The sequence below is a fragment of the Kitasatospora phosalacinea genome (assembly GCF_030268885.1).
In the GTDB taxonomy this organism is placed as follows: domain Bacteria; phylum Actinomycetota; class Actinomycetes; order Streptomycetales; family Streptomycetaceae; genus Kitasatospora; species Kitasatospora phosalacinea_C.
Window position 1 is genome coordinate 1 of record NZ_BSSA01000007.1, and the last position, 20,719, is coordinate 20,719.

A 20,719-nucleotide genomic window follows, 5' to 3' on the forward strand; every position below is an offset into this window, starting at 1 on the left:
ACAGGTCGTCCAGCACGGTCACCTGGTGCCCCGCCTCCAACAGGTGCGCCGCCACCACACTGCCCACGTAGCCGGCTCCACCCGTGACCAGGTACTTGCTCATGCCCTCGACCTCCACGACGTTCGGGTACTCCTCGCCCGGAGCATATGGCAACCGCCCGGACCCCGGAGCGCCCCTCCCGGCCCGCACGGCCGCCCACGAGGCGATCCGTGACGCCAACTCCGTCGGAGATCAGGCCAGTTGGTCCAGCAGGCCGGTCCGGGCCGCCAGCGCGGCCGCCTCCAGCCGGGAGCGGGCCCCGAGCTTGGTCAGCACCCGCTGGACGTGCGTGCGGGCCGTCGACGGCGCGATCCGCATCGCGGCGGCGATCGCCGCGGTGTCCTCCCCGTCCGCGATCCGGGCCAGCACCTGCACCTCCCGCCGGGTCAGCAGCCGCAGCAGCCGCAGCGCCTCGTCGTCCGGCTCCGCCACCGGCCACAGCAGGTGCTCGAACGCGGCCCGCAGCACGTCCACCGCGACCGCCACCTCCCCCGCCCGGACCCGCGCGATCGCCCGGTCCACCACGTCGATCCGCTCGTCGCTGCGCACGTACCCGGCCGCCCCCGCCGCGAACGCCGCCGCGACCCGTCCCGGCGCCCCCAGCGGCCCCAGCACCACCACCGCGATCTCCGGCCGCTCCCGCCGCAACCGCCGCAACGGCTCGAACGGGTCCTCCGCCCCGTCCCCCACCCCCAGCAGGCACACCTCCGGCCGCCGTCCCGCCACCAGCTCCAGGACGGCCCCGCACGGCGACCCGATCCCCAGCACCCGGTGCCCGCGCTGCTGCAGGGCGGCCCCCAGCGCCTCGGCCATCAACCGGTGGTCGTCCGCCACCACGAGCCGTGCGCTCATCCCGCCCCTCCACTCCCGGCCCAGACAGACGCACCATCACAGCGCACAATCGCCCCGCCCGCCAGAGGACATCCCCGGGCGGGCCCCCGGAAACGCGAAGGGGAACGCGAAAGGCCCCGCCTCACGGCGGGGCCTTCGCGTTCCTGAGCCCCCATGCGGAATCGAACCGCAGACCTTCTCCTTACCATGGAGACGCTCTACCGACTGAGCTATAGGGGCTTGTTGCTCCGGGAACCTCGCGGTCCCCCTTGCGACGAGGAAGACATTACATGCTCCGCCGACCGCTTGGGAAATCGGCTTCGGCCAGGTCGGAGGGCTAAACTGCCCGAGAAGACCCGATCTGCCGTGCAATGTCGCCCAGCAGCCGCGAACTCCCGTGCAGCGAAGGCGCGTGATCCTGTGTCAGCCCCCGGCCGCAGCCGTGCTTCCGGTGAGCCCTCCGCCTGGTGGGCGCTGGCCCTGCGGCCGAACCGGCCGGTGGTGCCGCGGGTGCTGGTGGTGCGGGCGGCGGTGGGGATGGCGGTGCCGCTGGGCGTGGGGCTGGTGTGCGGGCGGCTGGCGCTGGGGGTGTTCGCGGCGCTGGGGGCGATGCACGCGACGATGAACGACCGGGTGGAGCCGTTGCGGCTGCGGGCGCCGCGGATCGCGCTGGCGCTGGCCGCGTCCACGACCGGGATGCTGATCGGGGCGGAGCTGCAGCACCGGGGCGCGGGCGGCCTGGAGATCGGGGTGGCGCTGACCCTGGTGGGGTTCGCGGGCGGGGCGCTGTCGGCGACCGGGCCGCGCGGGTCGGCGGCCGGGATGCTGCTGCTGGTGTCGGCCTCGCTGGGCGGCGGGATGGCGCTGCCGCACCCGTGGTGGGCGGCGCCCGCGATGCTGCCGTGCGGGGCGGCGCTGGTGCTGCTGATGGGGGTGCGCTACCGCACCGACGTCCGCACCGATCCGCGCACCCGGGCGCTGGCCGAGGTGTACCTGGCGCTCGGCGGCCTGCTGGCCGCCCTCGGCACCCCGGACGGCGCGGCCGCCCGCCGCCTGCTGACCGGCCGGCTCAACCAGATGCAGGACCTGCTGCCGCCGCCCCGCCCGGGCCGCCGCGAGCCGGAGCGGCTGCACCGGCTGCGCCGCTCGTACGAGGCCGCGCTGGGCGCCACCGAGGCGGCGGCCGGGCTGCTGTGGGCGTGGCGGCCGGTGCCGCCGGAGCTGGCAGCGTTCCCGGCCCGGCTGGCCGAGCAGATCACCGGCGGCCCGGAGCCCGCGTACCCCGACTGGCGGCCCGACACGCCCTCCCGGACGGCCTTCGACACGGCGCTGCGGGCCGCCGCCGACACGGTGGCGGGCCGCTGGGCGCCGCTGGACACCGCCGCCCCGCCGCCGCCGGACCCGTGGCGGCTGCGGGTGCGGCTGCTGTCGCGCGGCTCGGTGCGCTACGGGCTGCGGGTGGCGCTGTGCGTGGCGGTGGCCGAGACGGCGGTCAACCTGCTTCCGCTGGAGCGCAGCTACTGGGTGCCGATGACGGTGGCGTTCGTGCTGAAGCCGGACCTGGGCTCGGTGTTCCAGCGGGCGGTGAGCCGGGCACTGGGCACCGTGCTGGGCATCGCGGTCACCGCGGTGCTGCTGGCGCTGACCACGGACCCGTGGGCGCTGAGCCTGGCGATCTCGCTGTGCGTGGCGCTGCTGCCGTACTCGACGGCCGCGCACTACGGGCTGAACACCGTCGTGATGACGCCGGTGGCGCTGCTGCTGGTGCAGCTCGGCGGGGAGAGCGGCGCGGCCGAGTTCTGGCCGCGGGTGCTGGACACCGCGCTGGCCAGCACCATCGTGCTGGTCTTCGGCTACCTGCTGTGGCCGGAGCGGCCGCCGCACCGGATCGAGCCGGGCATCGTCACCGCCGCGAACGCCCTGCGCCGCTACCTGGCGGCGGTGGCCCGGGTCGAGCCGGTCGCCGAGGTGTGGCTGCGCCGCACCGCGTACCGGGCGCTGGCCGACGCCCGGCAGCAGGTCGACCTCGGCCTGGCCGAGCCGCCGCCCGCCGGGCGCCTCGCCGAGCAGTGGGTGCCCGCGACCGCCGCGCTGGAGCGGCTCTCGGGGGCGGTGGCCGCGTACGCCGCGCAACTGCGGTACGGCGGGCGGCAGCCCGAACCGGAGGTGATCGAACGGGTGCTGCGCTCGCTGGACCGGCTCACCGGCGCGGCCCGCGCCCACCACCCGCCGACCGGCCGGATCGCCCGGCCGACCGGCCCGCACGACCCGGGGCGCAGCGCACTGGCCCGGGCCGCGGACGAGCTCGACCTGCTGCTGGACGGGTAGGCCGCGGACGCGGGTCTCAGACCTGCTCGGCCAGCTCCAGCCAGGACATCTCCAGCTCCTCCTTGTCCTCGCGGACCTTGCGCAGTTGCGCGTCCAGCTCGGCGACCTTGGAGAAGTCGGCGGCGTGCTCGGCCAGTTGGGCGTGCAGCTTGGACTCCTGCTCGTCCAGCTTGGCGATCTGCCGCTCCAGCTTCTGCATCTCCTTCTTCGCCGCCCGCAGGTCGCCCGCCGACAGGCCGGAGGCGGCCGCGGGGGCCGGGGCCTGCACGGCGGCGGCGGCCGCGGCGGCCTCCGCCATCGCGGTGCGGCGCTCCAGGTACTCGTCGACGCCGCCCGGCAGCATCCGCATCCGGCGGTCGCCGAGCAGGGCGTACGCGGTGTCGGTGGTGCGCTCGATGAAGAACCGGTCGTGGCTGATCACGACCATCGAGCCGGGCCAGCCGTCGAGCAGGTCCTCCAGCTGGTTGAGGGTCTCGATGTCGAGGTCGTTGGTGGGCTCGTCGAGGAAGAGCACGTTGGGCTCGTCCATCAGCAGGCGCAGCAGCTGCAGGCGGCGGCGCTCGCCGCCGGAGAGGTCGCCGACCGGCGTCCACTGCTTGTCCTTGCCGAAGCCGAACTGCTCGCACAGCTGCCCGGCGCTCATCTCCCGGCCCTTGCCCAGGTCGACCCGGCCGCGGACCTGCTCGACGGCCTGCAGGACGCGGGTGTTCGGGTCCAGCTCGGCGACCTCCTGCGAGAGGTACGCGAGGCGGACGGTCTTGCCGACCTTGATCACGCCGCCGGCCGGCTGCACGTCGCCCTCGGTCGCGTACGCGGCCTGCATCGCCCGCAGCAGCGAGGTCTTGCCCGCGCCGTTGACGCCCAGCAGGCCGATCCGGTCGCCGGGGCCGAGCTGCCAGGTGAGGCGCTCCAGCAGCAGCTTGTCGCCCGCCTTGACGGTCACGTCCTCCAGGTCGAAGACGGTGCGGCCGAGGCGGGCGTTGGCGAACTTCATCAGCTCGGACTTGTCGCGCGGCTCCGGCACGTCCGCGATCAGCGCGTTGGCGGCCTCGATCCGGTAGCGCGGCTTGGAGGTGCGGGCGGGGGCGCCGCGGCGCAGCCAGGCCAGCTCCTTGCGGGCCAGGTTCTGCCGCTTCTGCTCCTCGGTGGCCTCGATCCGGGAGCGCTCGGCGCGGGCGAACACGTAGTCCGAGTAGCCGCCCTCGTACTCGCGGACCTCGCCGCGCTGGACGTCCCACATCCGGGTGCAGACCTGGTCCAGGAACCAGCGGTCGTGGGTGACGCAGACCAGCGCGGAGCGGCGGTTCTGCAGGTGCTTGGCCAGCCAGGCGATGCCCTCCACGTCGAGGTGGTTGGTGGGCTCGTCCAGCACGATCAGGTCGGGCTCGCCGAGCAGCAGCTTGGCGAGGGCGATGCGGCGGCGCTCGCCGCCGGAGAGCGGGCCGATCACGGTGTCCAGGCCGTCGGCGAAGCCCGGCAGGTCCAGGCCGCCGAACAGGCCCTGGACGATGTCGCGGATCCGGGCGTCGCCCAGCCACTCGTGGTCGGCCCGGTCCGCGATCACCTCGTGCCGGATGGTGGCCTTCGGGTCCAGCGAGTCGTGCTGCGTGAGCACGGCCATCTGCAGGCCGCCGGAGTGGGTGATCCGCCCGCTGTCCGGCTCCTCCAGCTTGGCGAGCATCCGGATCAGCGTCGTCTTGCCGTCCCCGTTGCGGCCCACCACACCGATCCGGTCGCCCTCGCTGACGCCGAGGCTGACCCCGTCCAGCAGGGCCCTGGTGCCGTACACCTTGGTGACGGACTCGATGGTGGCGAGGTTGACGGCCACGAAGCTGCACTCCTGAGGAAGGGGCTGTAACGAGCCCCCAGCCTAGTGCCGCGGGCGGCCCGGCTTCCGTCCTACCGGGCTCCGTCCAGCAACGCCCGCTGCTCGTCGGTCAGTTCCAGGTCGAGCGCGGCCAGGCTCTCGTCCAGCTGGGCCACCGAGGAGGCGCCCACCAGCGGGATCACCGGGAGCTCGCCGCCGAGCAGCCAGGCCAGCACGACCTGGTTGCGGGTGGCGCCGGTCTGCTTCGCCACCGCGTCGAGGGCGGCGAGGCGGACGGGGGTGCCCGCGTGGTCGAAGGACGGGCCGAGCGGCTTGTCCTCCCGGACGTAGCCGCCGCCGAGCAGCGGGGAGTAGGCGACCAGGGTGAGCTCGGGGCTCTCCTTGAGGTACGTGACCAGGTCGCCCTGGACGGCGGCCTGGTCGCCGTCCGCGCAGGTCAGGCCGGGCAGGTCGCCGCGGCGGCGCAGGTAGGTGTGGCCGTACTGGAGCACCTCGTAGCCGGGCAGTCCGGCCTGCGCGGCGATGTTCCGGGCCCGCTCGACCCGCCAGGACCAGTGGTTGGAGACGCCGAGCAGGCCGACCGTCCCCTCGTTGACCAGTTCGCCGAAGGCGTGCACGGTCTCGGCGAGCGGCACCGTCCGGTCCTCGACGTGCGCGTACAGCAGGTCGAGCCTCTCGACGCCCAGGCGCTTGCGGCTGGCCTCCGAGGACGCCCGGATGACCTCCGCTGACAGGCCCTCGCCGTTCTCGACGAAGCCGGTGCCGGGGGCCTTCGGGCGGGCGCCGAGCTTGGTGGCGATCACCACCTCGTCGGTGATGCCGCGGCTGGCCCGCCACCGGCCGAGCACCTCCTCGCTGGCGCCGCCCTGGCTGCCGTCCTGCCAGTACGCGTAGTTGTTGGAGGTGTCGACGAAGGTGCCGCCCGCCTCGACGTAGCGGTCCAGCACCGCGAAGGAGGTGGCCTCGTCGGTGAGCGTGCCGAACAGCATCGCGCCGAGGCTGAGCACGCTGACCTCGCGGCGGGTGCGCGGGTCGGTTCCGATGGTGCGCTTGCGCATCCGGGTTCCCCTCGTTCTCCGCGGCCCGCCCGGTGCGGGCCGCGGGAGAGAGTCTGGAACCCGGAGCGCGCTCCAGGTCAAGCAGAGGTGTGGACCACCGGGACCACCTGCGCGCCCGGGACGGGGCCGTGGGTGGCGTGGGCGGTGCGGCAGGTGCCGGAGGCGCGCAGGGCGGCGGCGACGTGGGCGGCGGCGTCGGCGTCCTTGGCGAGGAAGGCACAGGTGGGGCCGGAGCCGGAGACCAGGGCGGCCAGCGCGCCCGCCTCGGTGCCCGCGCGCAGGGTGTCGGCGAGGGCGGGGCGCAGCGAGACGGCGGCGGCCTGCAGGTCGTTGGCGAGGGCGGCGGCCAGCGCGACGGGGTCGCCCTCGGCGAGGGCGGCGAGCAGGGCGGGGTCGGCGTCGGGGTCCGGGATGTCGGCGGCGGACGATCCGAGGCCGGCTTCTTCCCGCAGGCGGTCGCACTCGCGGTAGACGGCCGGGGTGGAGAGTCCGCCGTCGGCGACCGCGAACACCCAGTGGAACGTCCCGGCCACCGGCAGCGGCTCCAGCAGCTCGCCGCGGCCGCGGCCCAGGGCGACGCCGCCGAGCAGCGCGAACGGGACGTCGGAGCCGAGTTCGGCGGCCAGCTCCAGCAGGACGGACTGCGGGGTGTCCAGGCCCCACAGGGCGTCGCAGGCGAGCAGGGCGGCGGCGCCGTCCGCGCTGCCGCCCGCCATGCCGCCCGCGACCGGGATGGCCTTGTCGATGTGCAGGTGGACGCCGGGGTCGGCGAGGCCGTGGTGGGCGGCCAGCAGCCGGGCGGCGCGGGCGGCCAGGTTGCCGTCGTCGAGCGGGACGGCGTCCGCGTCGGGCCCGGTGCAGCTGAGCGTGACGCCCTCGCCGGGGGTGGCGGTGACCTGGTCGCCGAGGGCGACGGCGAAGAAGACGTTCGCCAGGTCGTGGTAGCCGTCGGGGCGGACCCCGCCGACGCCGAGCTGGACGTTGACCTTGGCGGGGACCCGGACCGTGACCATGTTCAGTGTTCCTCTGCTGCCTCGGTGGCCTTGGGCTTGTGCTCGGCGATCGCGGCGAACTGCTCGACGGTGAGCATCTCGCCGCGCAGCGTGTGGTCGATCCCGGCGCCCCGCAGGGCCTCCTCGGCGGCGGCGGGCGATCCGGCCCAGCCCGCCAGGGCGGCCCGCAGGGTCTTGCGGCGCTGCGCGAAGGCGGCGTCGACGACGGCGAACACCTCGCGGCGGGTGGCGGTGGTGGACGGCGGGTCGCGGCGGACCAGCGAGACCAGGCCGGAGTCGACGTTCGGCGCGGGCCAGAACACGTTCCGCCCGATCGCCCCGGCGCGCTTCACGTCCGCGTACCAGTTGGCCTTGACGGAGGGCACCCCGTACACCTTGTTGCCGGGCTTGGCGGCGAGCCGGTCGGCGACCTCGCTCTGCACCATCACCAGGGTGCGCTCGATGCTGGGGAAGGTCTCCAGCATGTGCAGCAGCACCGGCACCGCGACGTTGTACGGCAGGTTCGCGACCAGCGCGGTCGGTGCCGGGCCGGGCAGTTCGGTGACGTCCATCGCGTCGCTGAGCACCAGGTCGAAGTCGGCCGCCTTCGCGGGCATCCGCGCCCGGACGGTGTCCGGCAGGTGCCGCGCCAGCACCGGGTCGATCTCCACCGCCGTGACGTGCCGCGCCACCTCCAGCAGCGCCAGCGTCAACGACCCGAGCCCCGGCCCGACCTCGACCACCGCGTCCTCGTCCGTCACCTCCGCGGCCCGGACGATCCGCCGCACGGTGTTCCCGTCGATGACGAAGTTCTGCCCGCGCTGCTTGGTCGGCTTCACGCCGAACGCCTCGGCCAGCGCACGGATGTCGGCGGCTCCCAGCAGGTGGCCGTCGGAGGTGGGTTCGGTGGTGCTCACCCGCCAAGGATACGGGTCAGCGCTTGACGAGCCGCTTCAGATCGATCTCGACGGGGAACGGCAGCTCGGTGCGGAGCGACCCTTCGTGCACGGCGACGGGGAGGTGGACGCCCTTCTCCGCGTACAGGCCGGGTTTGGTGAACCGGTCGGCCACCCGCGACCCGGGGGAGACCACCTCGACGGCCGGGGCCAGGGCGCGCCCGTCGCCGGGATGCGGTCAGTAGCCGAAGGCGCGGGCGGTGTTGGCGGCGATCGCCGTGGCGAGTTCGTCCTCCCCCAGTGCCAGGTGGTCGGCCATCGCGCGCAGCGTGACCGGGATCAGGTACGGGGCGTTGGGGCGGCCGCGGTAGGGGTGGGGGGTGAGGAAGGGGGCGTCGGTCTCGACCAGGACGCGGTCGAGGGGGGTGGCGGTGAGGGCTTCGCGCAGGACGTGGTTGGCCTTGTAGGTGACGGGGCCGGCGAAGGAGAGGTACCAGCCGTGCTCGGCGCAGGTGCGGGCCATCGCGGCGTCGCCGGAGTAGCAGTGGAAGACGGTGCGCTCGGGTGCGCCCTCTTCGAGGAGCAGGTCGATGACGTCCTGGTGGGCGTCGCGGTCGTGGATGACCAGGGCCTTGCCGTGGCGCTTGGCGATCTCGATGTGGCGGCGGAAGGACTCCTTCTGCAGGTCGACGCCCTCGGGGCCGGTGCGGAAGTAGTCGAGTCCGGTCTCGCCGACGGCGAGGACGTGCGGGAGGGCGGCGAGGCGGTCGATCTCGGCGAGGGCCGCGTCCAACGCCTCCTGCCCGCCCGCCCCGCGCTGCTGCCCGGACCAGCCGTCGGGGTCGCCGAGGAAGATCCGCGGCGCCTCGTTGGGGTGCAGGGCGACGGCGGCGTGCACCTGCTCGTACTGGGCGGCGAGGTCGGCGGCCCACTGCGAGCCGGGCACGTCGCAGCCGACCTGGACGACGGTGGTGACGCCGACCGAGGCGGCCCGGGCCAGCCCCTCGGCGGGGGTGCCGGACTGCATGTCGAGGTGGGTGTGCGAGTCGGCGACCGCCACCGCGAGCGGCTCGGGCAGCGGCGGCGGGGTGCGGTCCTGCTCCTTCTTGGCGCCCATCAGACGGCGGCCTTCTCTTCGAGGCGGGGGAAGAGGATCTCGCCCTTGGTGACGGTGGCCCCGGCGGGCAGTCGGCCCCAGTCGGCGACGGTGGCGATCCGCTGCTCGGCGAGCGCGCCGAGGGCGGGCTCGGCACCGAGGGAGGCCCAGAGCTTGGCGGCGGAGTCCGGCATCAGCGGGTTGAGCAGGACGGCGGTGGCCCGCAGCGCCTCGGCGGCGGTGTACAGGACGGTGGCGAGCCGGTCCCGCCCGTCGGGGGACTTGGCGACCTTCCAGGGCTCCTGCTCGGTCAGGTAGCCGTTGACCAGCTTGACGAACTCGAAGACGGCCGCGATGCCGCCCGCGAAGTCCAGCTCCTCGCCGATCTTCCGGTCGGCCTCGGCGGCGGCCCTGACCAGCGCGTCGGCGACGGCCTGTTCGGCGGGGCCGTGGTCGGTCGCGGCGGGGAGCGCGCCGTCGAAGTACTTGCCGACCATCGCGGCGACCCGGGAGGCCAGGTTGCCGAAGTCGTTGGCGAGTTCGGAGGTGTAGCGGGCGGTGAAGTCCTCCCAGGAGAACGACCCGTCGGTGCCGAACGGGATGGCCCGCAGGAAGTAGTACCGGTACGCGTCGACGCCGAAGTGCGAGGTCAGGTCGGTGGGCGCGATGCCGGTGAGGTTGGACTTGCTCATCTTCTCGCCGCCGACCATCAGCCAGCCGTTGGCGACGACCCGGCGCGGCAGCGGCAGCCCGGCGGCCATCAGCATGGCGGGCCAGATGACGGCGTGGAAGCGCAGGATGTCCTTGCCGACCAGGTGCACGGAGGCGGGCCAGAGCCGGGCGAAGCGCTCGGGGTCGCTGCCGTAGCCGGCCGCGGTGATGTAGTTCTGCAGGGCGTCGACCCACACGTACAGGACGTGCTTGTCGTCCCAGGGCAGCGGGACGCCCCAGTCGAAGGTGGAGCGGGAGATCGACAGGTCCTTGAGGTCCTGCTCGACGAAGCGCAGCACCTCGTTGCGGGCGGAGGCGGGCTGGATGAAGTCCGGGTTGGCGGCGTAGAACTCCAGCAGCTTCGGGCCGTACGCGGAGAGCCGGAAGAAGTAGTTCTCCTCCTCCAGCCACTCGACGGGGCGCTTGTGGACGGGGCAGAGCTTCTCGTCCTCGGTGGCGCCGGGCAGCAGCTCGCCGGGGAGCTTGTACTCCTCGCAGCCGACGCAGTACGGGCCGGTGTAGCTGCCCTGGTAGATCTCGCCCTTGTCGTACAGGTCCTGGACGAACTCCTGGACGCGGTCGGTGTGCCGGGCCTGGGTGGTGCGGATGAAGTCGTCGTTGGCGATCCGCAGGTGCTCCCAGAGCGGCTTCCACGCCTCCTCGACCAGCTTGTCGCACCACTGCTGCGGGGTGACGCCGTTGGCCTCGGCGGTGCGCAGGATCTTCTGGCCGTGCTCGTCGGTGCCGGTGAGGTACCAGACGTCCTCGCCGCGCTGGCGGTGCCAGCGGGTCAGCACGTCACCCGCGACGGTGGTGTACGCGTGGCCCAGGTGGGGCCGGTCGTTCACGTAGTAGATCGGGGTGGTGACGTAGTACGCGTCGGTGCTGGTGTGGTCTTCCAAGGCCGCCATACCCCGGAATCCTAGTGGCCCGGCCCCGTCCGCCCCGACCGCCCGGACCGCCCCGGGCGGGGGCGGCCGGGTGGGGCCGGTGGTCAGCCGGTGCGGTGCAGCCAGGCGAACCAGCGGCGCCGGGCCCGCAGTCCGGGGGGCTCCGGCGGGCCCTCGGGTTCGGCGGTGGGCGCGTAGCCGGGCCCGTTCCTGGTGACGGCGGCCATGTCCGCCACCCGCCCGGCCCGCATGATCCGGACGCGTTCGCCGCCGCAGCCGGGGCAGACCAGCTCGCGCAGCGGGGAGGGGACCCGGACGCCGTTCGCCGTGTACTCGACCACGGTGTGGCCGTCCCTGGCCGTGTGGTGCTCGATGTCGTACGCCTGCTCCCAGCCGTAGCCGCAGTTGAGGCAGGCGAAGGAGTACGCCTCGTGGACCGTCTGCACGGAGGCGGGACGGCTGGTCGTGCCGAGGCCGCTGGGTGCTCCGCCGTTCCGGGGGCTGTCGATCGTGTCGCTCATGCGCCACCTCGCTTCGCTCGGAGCCCGTCGCCCGGTCCTCACCGGCCGGGTGCGGGTCGTTCCATCCCAGGGAATGCCCGGGAGGGTCCGTCCGATGCCCGGCTTGCCAAGTCTTGGTCCCGAATTGGCCCTCCGCTGGGGTGCTCATTCCAACGTACGCGCGATTCCGGCCATTGCCATACAAACCGATCGACACACTGGATGATCCGGGGTCGCTCAGGGCGCGTGCTTGGCCGCCACCACCGCGTCGAACACGACCGACTTGCGCAGCCCCAGCTCGGCGGCGACCGCGGCGATGGCCTCCTTGCGGCGCTCCCCGGCCTCCTCCCGGACGGCCACCCGGCGGGCCAGCTCGGCCGGGCCGACCTCCTCGGGCGCGGCGGGCGGGGCCCCGGCCACCACCACGGTGATCTCGCCCCGGACGCCGTCCGCCGCCCAGGCCGCCAGCTCGCCCAGCGGGCCGCGCTTGACCTCCTCGTACGTCTTGGTCAGCTCCCGGCAGACCGCGGCCGGGCGGTCGGCGCCGAACGCGGCGGCCATCGCCTCCAGCGTCTCGGCGATCCGGTGCGGGGCCTCGAAGAAGACCATGGTGCGCGGCTCGGCGGCGACCTGGGCGAGCTGCCGGGAGCGGTCGCCCGCCTTGCGCGGCAGGAAGCCCTCGAAGGCGAACCGGTCCACCGGCAGCGCGGACAGCGCCAGCGCGGTCAGCACCGCGGACGGGCCGGGCACCGCGGTGACCTTGATCCCGGCGGTGACGGCGGCGTCCACCAGCCGGTAGCCGGGGTCGGAGACCGAGGGCATCCCGGCGTCGGTGACCAGCAGCACCCGGGAGCCGTCCTGCAGCGCGGCCACCAGCTCGGGGGTGCGGGCCACCTCGTTGCCCTCGAAGTAGGACACCACCCGGCCGGTCGGCACCACGCCGAGCGCCTGGGTCAGCCGGCGCAGCCGCCGGGTGTCCTCGGCCGCGATGACGTCCGCCCCGGCGAGTTCGGCGCGCAGTCGGGGCGGCGCGTCCTCGACGTCGCCGATGGGGGTACCTGCCAGTACGAGAACACCAGTCACGGACACCATCCTCCCCTACCCGGGGGCGGCCCGTGGCTGCTGAGGGGGCCGCGGGGCGGGGGCGCCGCGGGGGCGGGGGGCGGACGAGGGTCGGGGGCCCCTTGTGACTTCAGCCGTTGCCCCTACGATGTGGCCCGTGAACGGCGACATGGAGAGTGGTATGGACCACCCCGAGCGGGGCGGCGTGACCGTGCTGGAACCGGCCGACCCGGCCGCCGTTCCGGCCCCTCGCGCGGAGCCCGAACCGGCCTCCCGATGGGCCCGCGCGCTGTCCGGCGTCGGCTACCGGGCCCCGCGGCGCACGCCCCTGGCCGAGCAGTTGGTGCCACCGATGCCGGACGGCCCGGGCGTCACGCCCGCGGTGGTCGAGCCCTCCCCGGTGCTCGCCCGGCTCGGCGTCCGGCTGCCCGCCCCGCTGTGGTCCTGGCTGTGCCGGTGGGCCGGCTGGCTCGGGCCGCTCGGCGTCGCGGTCTTCGCCGGGGTGCTGCGCTTCGCCGGCCTCGGCAGCCCGCACGCGCTGATCTTCGACGAGACGTACTACGCCAAGGACGCGTACGCGCTCTGGCACCTCGGCTACGAGAGCAGCTGGTCCGACGACGCCAACGGCCTGATCACCGCGCCCAACCCGGTCGTCCCGCTGCGCACCGACGCCGCGTTCGTGGTGCACCCCCCGGTCGGCAAGTGGATCATCGGCCTGGGCGAGCACTTCTTCGGCATGCACCCCTTCGGCTGGCGCTTCACGGTGGCCGTGCTCGGCACCCTCTCGGTGCTGATGCTGGCCCGGATCGCCCGCCGGATGTTCCGCTCCACCCTGCTGGGCTGCGTGGCCGGCCTGCTGCTGTCCGTGGACGGGCTGCACTTCGTGCTCAGCCGCTCCGCCATCCTCGACCTGGTGGTGATGTTCTGGTTCCTGGCCGCGTTCGGCCTGCTGCTGGTCGACCGGGACAAGAGCCGCGCCAGGATCGCCGAGCGGGTCGAGCAGGGCCTCGGCGCCGACTGGTGGCACCTGGGCTGGCGCCCCTACCGGCTGGCCGCGGCGGTCTGCCTGGGCCTGATGACCGGCACCAAGTGGAGCGGCGCCCCGGCGGTCCTGGCGCTGGTGCTGCTCGCCGGGTTCTGGGACTCCTCCGCCCGCCGCCTGGCCGGCAACCGCGGCAACCTGCGCGGCCTGTGGGACTTCGCCTGGTCCGCACTGTCGGTCACGCTGACCGCCGGTGTCACCTACCTGCTGACCTGGACCGGCTGGATCCTCTCCTCCCCCGAGCCCGGCAAGGGCGGCTACCTGCGCAACTGGGCCGCGCTCAACCCGAGCGACACCTGGGGCTGGGTGCCGGACTGGGCCCGCAGCCTGTGGCACTACCACCACGAGATCTGGCACTTCAACGTCACCCTGACCAGCCCGCACACCTACCAGTCCAACCCGTGGAGCTGGCTGCTGGTCGGCCGCCCGGTCTCGTTCTTCTACGAGTCGCCGAAGAACGGCCAGGCCGGCTGCACCACCGCCGAGTGCGCCCGCGAGGTGCTCGCCATCGGCACCCCGTTCCTGTGGTGGGCGGGCATCGTCGCGCTGGTCTACTGCCTGTACCGCTGGCTGATGCGCCGCGACTGGCGGGCCGGGGCGATCCTGTGCGCGCTGGCGGCGGGCTACCTGCCCTGGTTCAACTACCAGGCCCGGACGATCTTCCTGTTCTACGCGGTGTGCTTCGTCCCGTTCCTGGTGCTCGCGGTGACCATGATGATCGGCGCGATGCTCGGCCCGGCCACCTCCTCGCCCGACCGCAGGCTCGCCGGGGCCACCGGCGCCGGACTGCTGGTCGCCGCGATCATGTGGAACTTCCTGTACTTCTACCCGATCTACACCGGGCAGACGATCCCGATGGACGACTGGCGGGCCCGGATGTGGCTCGACACCTGGATCTAGCCCGGCCCGCCCGCACGGTCGCCACACCCGTCGCACGTGTACCGGAACTGTCACAAACCAGCCCCGCGTCGTGAGTGCACGAAAGGCATCTGCCTATGGTGTCGTGGCCGCTGAACCCGAACGGCCACGACTCACCATGGGGGACTCGACGTGAACAAGGGCGCGAAGATCGGCGTCTCCGTCATCGCCGCGGCGGTGCTCCTCGGCGGGGGCTACGGGGCGTACGCCCTGGTCTCCGGCGACGACTCCGGCAAGGACGGGGCGAAGAAGCCCCGCACCGTGGTCGCCGAGCCCCCGAGCCCCGAGCTCGCCGCGTCCGGCGCCAAGGCGTTCCTGGACGCCTGGGCCAAGGGCGACCTGTCCGCGGCCGCCAAGCTCACCGACGACCCGGACAAGGCGCAGGCCGGGCTGCAGGCCTTCCAGGACAACGTGAAGCCCAGCGCCGTCCACCTCACCGTCGGCGGCCCCACCACCGCGCCCAGCGCCGCCGCGTCCAAGTCCGCGAGCGCCCCCGCCTCGGCGGCCGCCTCCGCCCCGGCGCAGGGCGCCGCGCCCACCGGCGTGCTGGAAAGTTTCAAGGCTTCCGTGGAGTTCGCCGAGACCGGCAGCCCCTGGAACTACGACGGCGTCCTCGGCGTGGTCAAGATGAGCGACGGCACCGCCGCCGTCCACTGGGTGCCCAACGTCATCCACCCCAAGCTCGACGCGGGCGAGACCATCGCGGTCAAGCCGCTCTACGCCGCCCCGGCCGCCATCACCGACCGCAAGGGCAGGCCCCTGGCGAGCTACCCCTCGCTGACCGGACTGCTCAACAAGCTCAAGTCCGCCGCCCCGCAGGCCGGCGACCCCGCCGACGCGGGCAGCGGGGTGGTCATCTCCGCCGCGGACGCCCCCGCCGGGTCCGCCAGCCCGAGCCCGAGCAGCAGCGCGACCGGCAGCGGCGGCGGCAAGGCGGCCGACGTGAAGCTGTTCACGGTCAAGGAGCCCAAGCCCGTCCCCAACCTCAAGCTCACCATCGACGCCGACCTGCAGCAGGCCGCCGAGCAGGAGGTCGCCGCGCAGGGCGGCAAGCCCGCCTCGATGGTCGCCATCGAGCCCAGCAGCGGCAACATCCTCGCCTACGCGTTCTCGCCCTCCACCGGCCAGAACCGCGCCTTCTCCGGCGCGACCGCGCCCGGCTCCACCATGAAGGTGATCACCGCCGCGGCGCTGATGGAGGCGGGCGTCACGCCCACCAGCCCGATGCCCTGCCCCGAGACCACCATGGTCACCGGCAAGTCCATCTCCAACGACGAGCCCGGCGCGCATCCCGAGTACACGCTCACCGACGCGTTCATCCACTCCTGCAACACCTCCTTCATCGAGAAGGGCAAGGACGTCCTCAAGCCGAACAGCCTGCCCTCGATCGCCAAGGACGTCTTCGGGCTCGGCCTGGTCTGGCAGACCGGCCTGTCCAACTTCGACACCGACATCCCGGTCGAGGGCAACATGGCCGGTGCGGCGAGCGAGTTCATCGGCCAGGGCAAGGTGCGCGCCAACCCGCTCGGCATGGCCTCGGTCGCCGCGACCGTCCAGTCCGGGGTCTTCCGGCAGCCGATCCTGGTGCCCGGCATGGAGCAGAAGAAGGCCGCCCGCACCCTCTCCCCCGAGGTCCTCGGCAACCTGCAGTCGCTGATGGTGCAGACCGTCCGCTCCGGCACCGCCTCCGAGGTCAAGCCCGCCCTCCCGGCCGGCTCCGGCGCGAAGACCGGCACCGCCGAGGTCGACAACAGCCCCGACGCGAACTCCTGGTTCACCGCCTACTCCGGCAACCTCGCCGTCGCCGCCGAGGTCCAGGGCGGCGGCCACGGCTCCGCGGCGGCGGGCCCGGCGGTCTCCAAGGTGCTGCGGGTCGGCAACAAGGGCTGAGCGGAGGAGGCCCCTGACCGTTCCGACCCACCCGCCTAAGGGTGCTGCGCGGCGGCGAACCCGCGGAGCAGGTTCTCGGTGACCCGGCGGGTGAAGTCGCCCGCGCGGCCGTCGATGCCGTGGACGGCGGTGCCGCCCGCGGGGCCGGTCGCTTCGAGGGACTCGACCCACCGCATGGTGCCGGTGGCGAAGACCGTCGCGCCGCTGGCGGCGGTGTAGAGGGCGGTGTCGGCGTAGGAGTGGCGGCCCTCGCAGACGACCGGGGAGTGGGCGATCGTCTCGATGCCCTTCGGGGTGGGGAAGGACGGGTCGACGCGGTCGTACTCGACGCCGACCAGGTGGGGGAAGCTGTCGCCGTTCCGGGCGCCGGTGCCGGCCAGTAGCCAGTGGTCGGCGTTGGTGACGACGTACGGGGCGTCGACGGGGTAGCCGTCGTAGAGGACGCCGAGCAGGGAGGATTCGGGGTCGGCGCCGGGCGGGGAGCGGAAGTCGGTGGTGGCGGGGTGGCCCGCCCTGTAGCCGGGGTCGTCCTTCCAGGCGCCCTTCCAGCAGACCACGGTGCGGTCGGGCCCGGTCGGCGAGGGTTCGTAACGGACGCGCCGGTAGCAGCAGTTGGCGCCGAGGAAGGCGAGGTGGGTGCCGGCGTCGCGGGCGGCGGTGACGTGGGCGCGCTGCTCGGGCGACCAGTACTCGTCGTGGCCGAGCGAGAGCACCGCCGTGGCGCCGTGCAGCAGGCCGGGGTCGGCGGCGAGGTCGATGCCGGTGGTGTAGGAGAGCGGGAGGCCGAGCTTCTCGGCGAGGGCGACGAGCGGGGCCTCGTAGACCAGGAAGAGTCCGGCGCCGTCGTCGTAGCGGTAGGGGCGGTCGAAGCTGACCTGCAGCGAGCGGGTGGGGAGGCCGCCGGTGGGGCCGTTGTAGAGGTTGTAGCCGCCCCACTCGTTGTAGGCCTGCCAGGTGGTGACGGCGTTGACGACGACGGTCGTCCCGGCGGTGCTGCGGGAGCGGACGGTCAGCGGCACGTAGCGCTGTCCGGCGCCGCCGTCGGCGTCCAGGCGGAGCAGGTAGCAGCCCTCGGGCCAGCCGGTGGTGTCGACGGTGGTGGTGCGCGGCCAGGCGGTGCTGACGGTGCGGGTGGTCCGGTCGACGGTGAACGGGGCCTGCCGGGTGCCGGGTTGCCGGTCGGAGCGCCAGATCCGGCGGGCGCGGGCGCCGCCGTACCAGCCCATCCGGTAGGCGGTGACGGTGTAGCCGGGCGCGGTGGTGGAGACGTGCAGTCCGACCTGTTCGCCGGGCAGGGCGCTGACCCGGTCCGCCCAGCCCTCGATCGCCTGGTCGGGTCCGGCGGCGGTGATCCGCCAGTCGGCGTCGCCGGGGCGGGCGTTCTCGGCGGCGGTGGCGGACGGGCCGGGGCCGGGGCCGGTGGCGGTGGCGGGGCCGCTGGCGGTGGCCGCTCCTGTGGGGCGGCCGCCGGGGCCGCAGGCGGTGAGGCCGGCCGCGGCACCCGCGGCCAGTCCGAGGAATCTGCGGCGTCCGGTGGCGCCCAATGTCACTCCCGTGTTCGAACGTGCTCCGCCCTCACCCTAGGCAACGCCCCGGCCCGGTGGTGCGTCCGTGGCCGGGGCATGGGGAACTCTTGGGCGGCGGGTGGGGGACCGGGGTCAGCGGTCCCGGGCGAGGCGGGAGTGCCTGGCGCTGTAGGTGAAGTACAGGACGGCGGCGAGGGCCAGGACGACCGCGAAGGCGAGGAAGGTGTCGGCGTGCAGCTTGGTGATCAGGTAGATGCAGAACGCGGCGCTGAGCACCGGCGTGACGGGGTAGAACGGCACCTTGAAGCCGCGCGGCAGGTCGGGGCGGGTGCGGCGCAGCACGACGATGCCCACCGAGACCGCCGTGAAGGCCACCAGGGTGCCCATCGAGGTCATGTCGGCCAGCAGCTTGAGCGGGAAGACCGCGGCGAGGACCGCGACGGCGGTGCCGACCACGACGGTGTTCCAGACGGGGGTGCCGGTGCGGGCGGAGACCCGGGTGAAGGGGCGCGGGAGGAGTCCGTCGCGGCCCATCGCGTAGAGGATCCGGGTCTGGCCGTAGATCACCACCAGGGTGATGGAGAAGATCGAGATGATCGCCCCGGCGGCGAACACCAGGGCGGGCCAGGTCTGCCCGGTGACGTTCTGCAGGATCTGGGCGAGGCCCGCCTCCTGGCCGTCGAACTGCTGCCAGGGCTGGGCGCCGATCGCGGTGACGGCGACGGCGATGTAGAGGACGGTGACGACGACCAGCGAGATCAGGATGGCGAGCGGCAGGGTGCGCCGCGGTTCGCGGACCTCCTCGCCCGCGGTGGAGACGGCGTCGAGGCCGATGAAGGAGAAGAAGATGGTGGAGGCGGCGGTCTGCACGCCGTCCCAGCCGTTGGGCGCGAACGGGGTGAAGTTGCCCGCGGTGAAGCCGGTCAGGCCGACGGCGACGAACAGCACCAGGATGCCCAGCTTGATCGCCACCATGGCGGCGTTGACCTTCGCGGACTCGCCGACGCCGCGGATCAGCAGGACGGTGACCAGCAGGACCAGCACGACCGCGGGCAGGTTGAAGACGCCGCCGTCCCCGGGCGGGGCGGCGAGCTTCGCCGGGAGGTGCAGGTCGAAGGCCAGGTCGGAGAACTGGTTGAGGTACTGGCCCCAGGTCACCGCGATCGCGGAGGCGGAGACGCCGTACTCCATGAGCAGGCAGACGCCGACGCCGAAGGCGACGATCTCGCCCATGGTGGCGTAGGCGTACGAGTAGGAGGAGCCGGCCACCGGGATGGCGGAGGCGAGTTCGGCGTAGCAGAGCGCGGTGAGCCCGGCCGTGACGGCGGCGATCACGAAGGAGAGGATCACCGCCGGTCCGGCCTCGGGCACGGAGGTGGTGAGGACGAAGAAGATGCCGGTGCCGACGGTGGCGCCGATGCCGATCGCGGAGAGCTGCCAGAGCCCGATGGAGCGGCGCAGCTCTCCGGCTCCGGTGTCTCCTGCCTCGGCGATCAGGGTGTCCACGGGCTTGCGCCGCAGCAGGGGGGTGGTGCTCATCGCTGTCCTTCTGGTGGGGGATCGGACCGGGACAGTAGCAAATGCCGCTTTTCCGCTGTTTGGCGAGGTCCTACCGGTTGAGCACGGCCTGCATGACGGACCTGGCGATGGGCGCGGCCAGCCCGCCCCCGGTGACGTCGGTGGCCTGGCTGTCGGCGACCACGACGGCGACGGCGACCGGCGGGGTGGCGGTGGACCCGGCGGGGCGGGCCCAGGCGATGAACCAGGCGTAGGGGGTGCCGGAGTTGTCGACGCCGTGCTGGGCGGTGCCGGTCTTGCCGCCGACCTCGGCGCCGGGGATGCGGGCGTTGCGGCCGGTGCCGTTCTCGACCACGTCGACCATCAACTGCCGCAGCTGCTGGGCGACTCCGGCCCCGAACGCCTGGTGGTAGAGGCTGGGGTGCATCAGCTGGACCTGGCTGCCGTCGGCCTTGGTGAGCCTGTCGACGAGCTGCGGGGACATCACCTGGCCGTCGTTGGCGGCCCCGGCGGCGACCATGGCCATCACCAGCGGGGTGGCGGCGGTGTCGTACTGGCCGATGGAGGAGAGCGCCAGCTGGGACTTGTTCATCTCGGTGTCGAAGTTGGAGCGGGCGGCCCGCACCGGGACGTCCAGCCTGGCGTCGTTGAAGCCGAAGTTCCGGGCCATCGCGGTCATCCGGTCGAGTCCGGTCTGCACGCCGAGGTAGCCCATGACGCTGTTGCAGGACAGCGTCATCGCCTCGTCCAGCGACAGCCCGGCCTGGTTGCAGGCGCTGGTGTCGTTGGTGAGCGGGGTGGTGGTGCCGGGCATGACGTACGGGTACGGGGCGTCGGTGGGGGCGTCGATGTCGGTGACGACGCCGCTGGCGAGCGCGGCGGCGGCGGTGACCACCTTGAAGGTGGAGCCGGGCGGGTAGATCTGGCGCAGGGCCCGGTTGAGCATCGGCTGGTCGGGGTCGTCCTGGAGCCTCTTCCAGGCGTTCTGGTCGGCGGTGGAGGTGCCCGCGAAGCTGCCGGGGTCGTAGCTGGGGGTGGAGGCGAGGGCGAGGATCCGGCCGGTGGCGGGTTCGATCGCGGCGACGGCGCCCTTCTGGCTGCCCAGGCCCTGCACGGCGGCGCGCTGGGCGGCCGGGTCGATGGTGGTGACCACGTCGCCGCCGGGCTGCTGCTGCCGGGTGACCGCGTCCCAGACCGCCCAGCCCGCGAGCTTCGGGTCGGTGCCGGAGAGCACGTCGTCGTAGACGCCCTCCAGCTGGGTGTTGCCGTAGGTCTGGGACGAGTAGCCGGTGACGGCGGCGTACAGCGGGCCGTCGGCGTAGGTGCGCTTGTAGGCGTAGCGGCCGCCGGTCGGCGCGGAGCCGGTGACGGGCTGCCCGGCGACCAGCAGGTTGCCGCGGGGCTGGGAGTAGCGCTGGATGGTGGCGCGCTGGTTGGCGGCGTTGTGGTCCAGCTCGTTCTTCTGGAACACCTGGACGCGGGTGGCCTGGAGGGCGAGGGCGACGATCAGCAGCATGCAGAACGTCCCGGCCCGGCGCCCGGTGGTGGAGATGCCGGGGAGCCCGTCCGGCCCGCCGTTGGTGCCCTCGGGCC

General features: G+C 73.7%; 17 protein-coding genes and 1 tRNA gene. 3 read left to right on the top strand and 15 right to left on the bottom strand.

The window, feature by feature from the left end; all coding sequences use genetic code 11:
- The 3 genes from QSK52_RS12430 to QSK52_RS12440 all read right to left on the bottom strand — a co-directional run.
- Window positions 1-103, bottom strand: a 103-nt coding sequence (locus QSK52_RS12430) for an NAD-dependent epimerase/dehydratase family protein (RefSeq protein WP_285736291.1), incomplete at its 3' end; no start/stop codon positions are given.
- A 129-nt stretch (window positions 104-232) separates the two neighbouring features.
- Entirely contained in the window at window positions 233-892 is a 660-nt protein-coding gene (locus QSK52_RS12435) for a LuxR C-terminal-related transcriptional regulator (protein ID WP_285736045.1), read from the bottom strand.
- Between the two features lie 146 nt (window positions 893-1,038).
- A tRNA-Thr gene (locus tag QSK52_RS12440) sits at window positions 1,039-1,111 on the bottom strand.
- Between the two features lie 180 nt (window positions 1,112-1,291).
- Between QSK52_RS12440 and QSK52_RS12445 the strand changes: the two genes are divergently transcribed.
- Window positions 1,292-3,199, top strand: a complete 1,908-nt coding sequence (locus tag QSK52_RS12445; protein WP_285736046.1) for an FUSC family protein — start codon at window positions 1,292-1,294, stop codon at window positions 3,197-3,199.
- A gap of 16 nt (window positions 3,200-3,215) precedes the next feature.
- On the opposite strand, the gene QSK52_RS12450 is transcribed toward QSK52_RS12445, so the two are convergent.
- The 9 genes from QSK52_RS12450 to rsmI all read right to left on the bottom strand — a co-directional run bounded on the left by QSK52_RS12450 (window position 3,216) and on the right by rsmI (window position 12,262).
- Window positions 3,216-5,027, bottom strand: a complete 1,812-nt coding sequence (locus QSK52_RS12450; protein WP_285736047.1) for an ABC-F family ATP-binding cassette domain-containing protein — start codon at window positions 5,025-5,027, stop codon at window positions 3,216-3,218.
- Between the two features lie 71 nt (window positions 5,028-5,098).
- The gene (locus QSK52_RS12455) at window positions 5,099-6,085 is read right to left on the bottom strand and encodes an aldo/keto reductase (protein WP_285736048.1); all 987 of its coding nucleotides are present in this window, start codon (window positions 6,083-6,085) and stop codon (window positions 5,099-5,101) included.
- A 77-nt stretch (window positions 6,086-6,162) separates the two neighbouring features.
- The gene (locus QSK52_RS12460; RefSeq protein ID WP_285736049.1) at window positions 6,163-7,098 is read right to left on the bottom strand and encodes a 4-(cytidine 5'-diphospho)-2-C-methyl-D-erythritol kinase; all 936 of its coding nucleotides are present in this window, start codon (window positions 7,096-7,098) and stop codon (window positions 6,163-6,165) included.
- 2 nt (window positions 7,099-7,100) lie between these two features.
- Window positions 7,101-7,994, bottom strand: a complete 894-nt coding sequence (gene rsmA / locus QSK52_RS12465; protein WP_285736050.1) for a 16S rRNA (adenine(1518)-N(6)/adenine(1519)-N(6))-dimethyltransferase RsmA — start codon at window positions 7,992-7,994, stop codon at window positions 7,101-7,103.
- Between the two features lie 16 nt (window positions 7,995-8,010).
- Window positions 8,011-8,148 carry a hypothetical protein gene (locus tag QSK52_RS12470; protein WP_285736051.1) on the bottom strand — a complete coding sequence of 46 codons (138 nt, stop codon included), beginning with the start codon at window positions 8,146-8,148 and terminating at the stop codon, window positions 8,011-8,013.
- Window positions 8,149-8,211: 63 nt separating this feature from the next.
- Window positions 8,212-9,090: a TatD family hydrolase gene (locus QSK52_RS12475; protein ID WP_285736052.1), complete on the bottom strand. Its 879-nt coding sequence runs from the start codon at window positions 9,088-9,090 to the stop codon at window positions 8,212-8,214.
- Window positions 9,090-10,691: a methionine--tRNA ligase gene (gene metG, locus QSK52_RS12480; RefSeq protein WP_285736053.1), complete on the bottom strand. Its 1,602-nt coding sequence runs from the start codon at window positions 10,689-10,691 to the stop codon at window positions 9,090-9,092. Before metG ends, QSK52_RS12475 begins: the two co-directional genes overlap by 1 nt.
- An 83-nt stretch (window positions 10,692-10,774) precedes the next feature.
- Window positions 10,775-11,191, bottom strand: a complete 417-nt coding sequence (locus tag QSK52_RS12485) for a hypothetical protein (protein ID WP_285736054.1) — start codon at window positions 11,189-11,191, stop codon at window positions 10,775-10,777.
- Window positions 11,192-11,407: 216 nt separating this feature from the next.
- Complete coding sequence (gene rsmI, locus QSK52_RS12490; protein WP_285736055.1) at window positions 11,408-12,262, bottom strand: 16S rRNA (cytidine(1402)-2'-O)-methyltransferase; 855 nt, start codon at window positions 12,260-12,262, stop codon at window positions 11,408-11,410.
- Window positions 12,263-12,413: 151 nt separating this feature from the next.
- Here rsmI and QSK52_RS12495 point away from each other — a divergent pair, with 151 nt between their 5' ends.
- Together QSK52_RS12495 and QSK52_RS12500 are read left to right on the top strand one after the other, a co-directional pair.
- On the top strand, window positions 12,414-14,174 hold the full coding sequence (locus QSK52_RS12495) for a dolichyl-phosphate-mannose--protein mannosyltransferase (RefSeq protein WP_285736056.1): 1,761 nt from the start codon (window positions 12,414-12,416) through the stop codon (window positions 14,172-14,174).
- A gap of 150 nt (window positions 14,175-14,324) precedes the next feature.
- Window positions 14,325-16,082 (top strand): penicillin-binding transpeptidase domain-containing protein, encoded by a 1,758-nt coding sequence (locus tag QSK52_RS12500; RefSeq protein ID WP_285736057.1) that lies wholly within the window; start codon window positions 14,325-14,327, stop codon window positions 16,080-16,082.
- A gap of 35 nt (window positions 16,083-16,117) precedes the next feature.
- Here QSK52_RS12500 and QSK52_RS12505 read toward each other — a convergent pair whose 3' ends face one another.
- From QSK52_RS12505 to QSK52_RS12515, 3 genes are all read right to left on the bottom strand, one after another.
- Window positions 16,118-17,626 (bottom strand): N,N-dimethylformamidase beta subunit family domain-containing protein, encoded by a 1,509-nt coding sequence (locus tag QSK52_RS12505; protein WP_285736058.1) that lies wholly within the window; start codon window positions 17,624-17,626, stop codon window positions 16,118-16,120.
- Window positions 17,627-17,740: 114 nt separating this feature from the next.
- Window positions 17,741-19,147: an APC family permease gene (locus QSK52_RS12510; RefSeq protein WP_285736059.1), complete on the bottom strand. Its 1,407-nt coding sequence runs from the start codon at window positions 19,145-19,147 to the stop codon at window positions 17,741-17,743.
- Window positions 19,148-19,217: 70 nt separating this feature from the next.
- Entirely contained in the window at window positions 19,218-20,642 is a 1,425-nt protein-coding gene (locus QSK52_RS12515) for a penicillin-binding transpeptidase domain-containing protein (RefSeq protein ID WP_285736292.1), read from the bottom strand.
- Window positions 20,643-20,719 lie beyond the last annotated feature (77 nt).

Excerpts from the sequence above, each read along its gene's own strand:
- QSK52_RS12435 (WP_285736045.1), bottom strand. The coding sequence starts at position 892 with ATGAGCGCACGGCTCGTGGTGGCGGACGACCACCGGTTGATGGCCGAG.
- QSK52_RS12460 (WP_285736049.1), bottom strand. The coding sequence starts at position 7,098 with ATGGTCACGGTCCGGGTCCCCGCCAAGGTCAACGTCCAGCTCGGCGTC.
- rsmI (WP_285736055.1), bottom strand. The coding sequence starts at position 12,262 with ATGGTGTCCGTGACTGGTGTTCTCGTACTGGCAGGTACCCCCATCGGC.
- QSK52_RS12485 (WP_285736054.1), bottom strand. The coding sequence starts at position 11,191 with ATGAGCGACACGATCGACAGCCCCCGGAACGGCGGAGCACCCAGCGGC.
- QSK52_RS12495 (WP_285736056.1), top strand. The coding sequence starts at position 12,414 with ATGGACCACCCCGAGCGGGGCGGCGTGACCGTGCTGGAACCGGCCGAC.
- QSK52_RS12455 (WP_285736048.1), bottom strand. The coding sequence starts at position 6,085 with ATGCGCAAGCGCACCATCGGAACCGACCCGCGCACCCGCCGCGAGGTC.
- QSK52_RS12475 (WP_285736052.1), bottom strand. The coding sequence starts at position 9,090 with ATGGGCGCCAAGAAGGAGCAGGACCGCACCCCGCCGCCGCTGCCCGAG.
- QSK52_RS12515 (WP_285736292.1), bottom strand. The coding sequence starts at position 20,642 with ATGCTGCTGATCGTCGCCCTCGCCCTCCAGGCCACCCGCGTCCAGGTG.
- metG (WP_285736053.1), bottom strand. The coding sequence starts at position 10,691 with ATGGCGGCCTTGGAAGACCACACCAGCACCGACGCGTACTACGTCACC.
- QSK52_RS12510 (WP_285736059.1), bottom strand. The coding sequence starts at position 19,147 with ATGAGCACCACCCCCCTGCTGCGGCGCAAGCCCGTGGACACCCTGATC.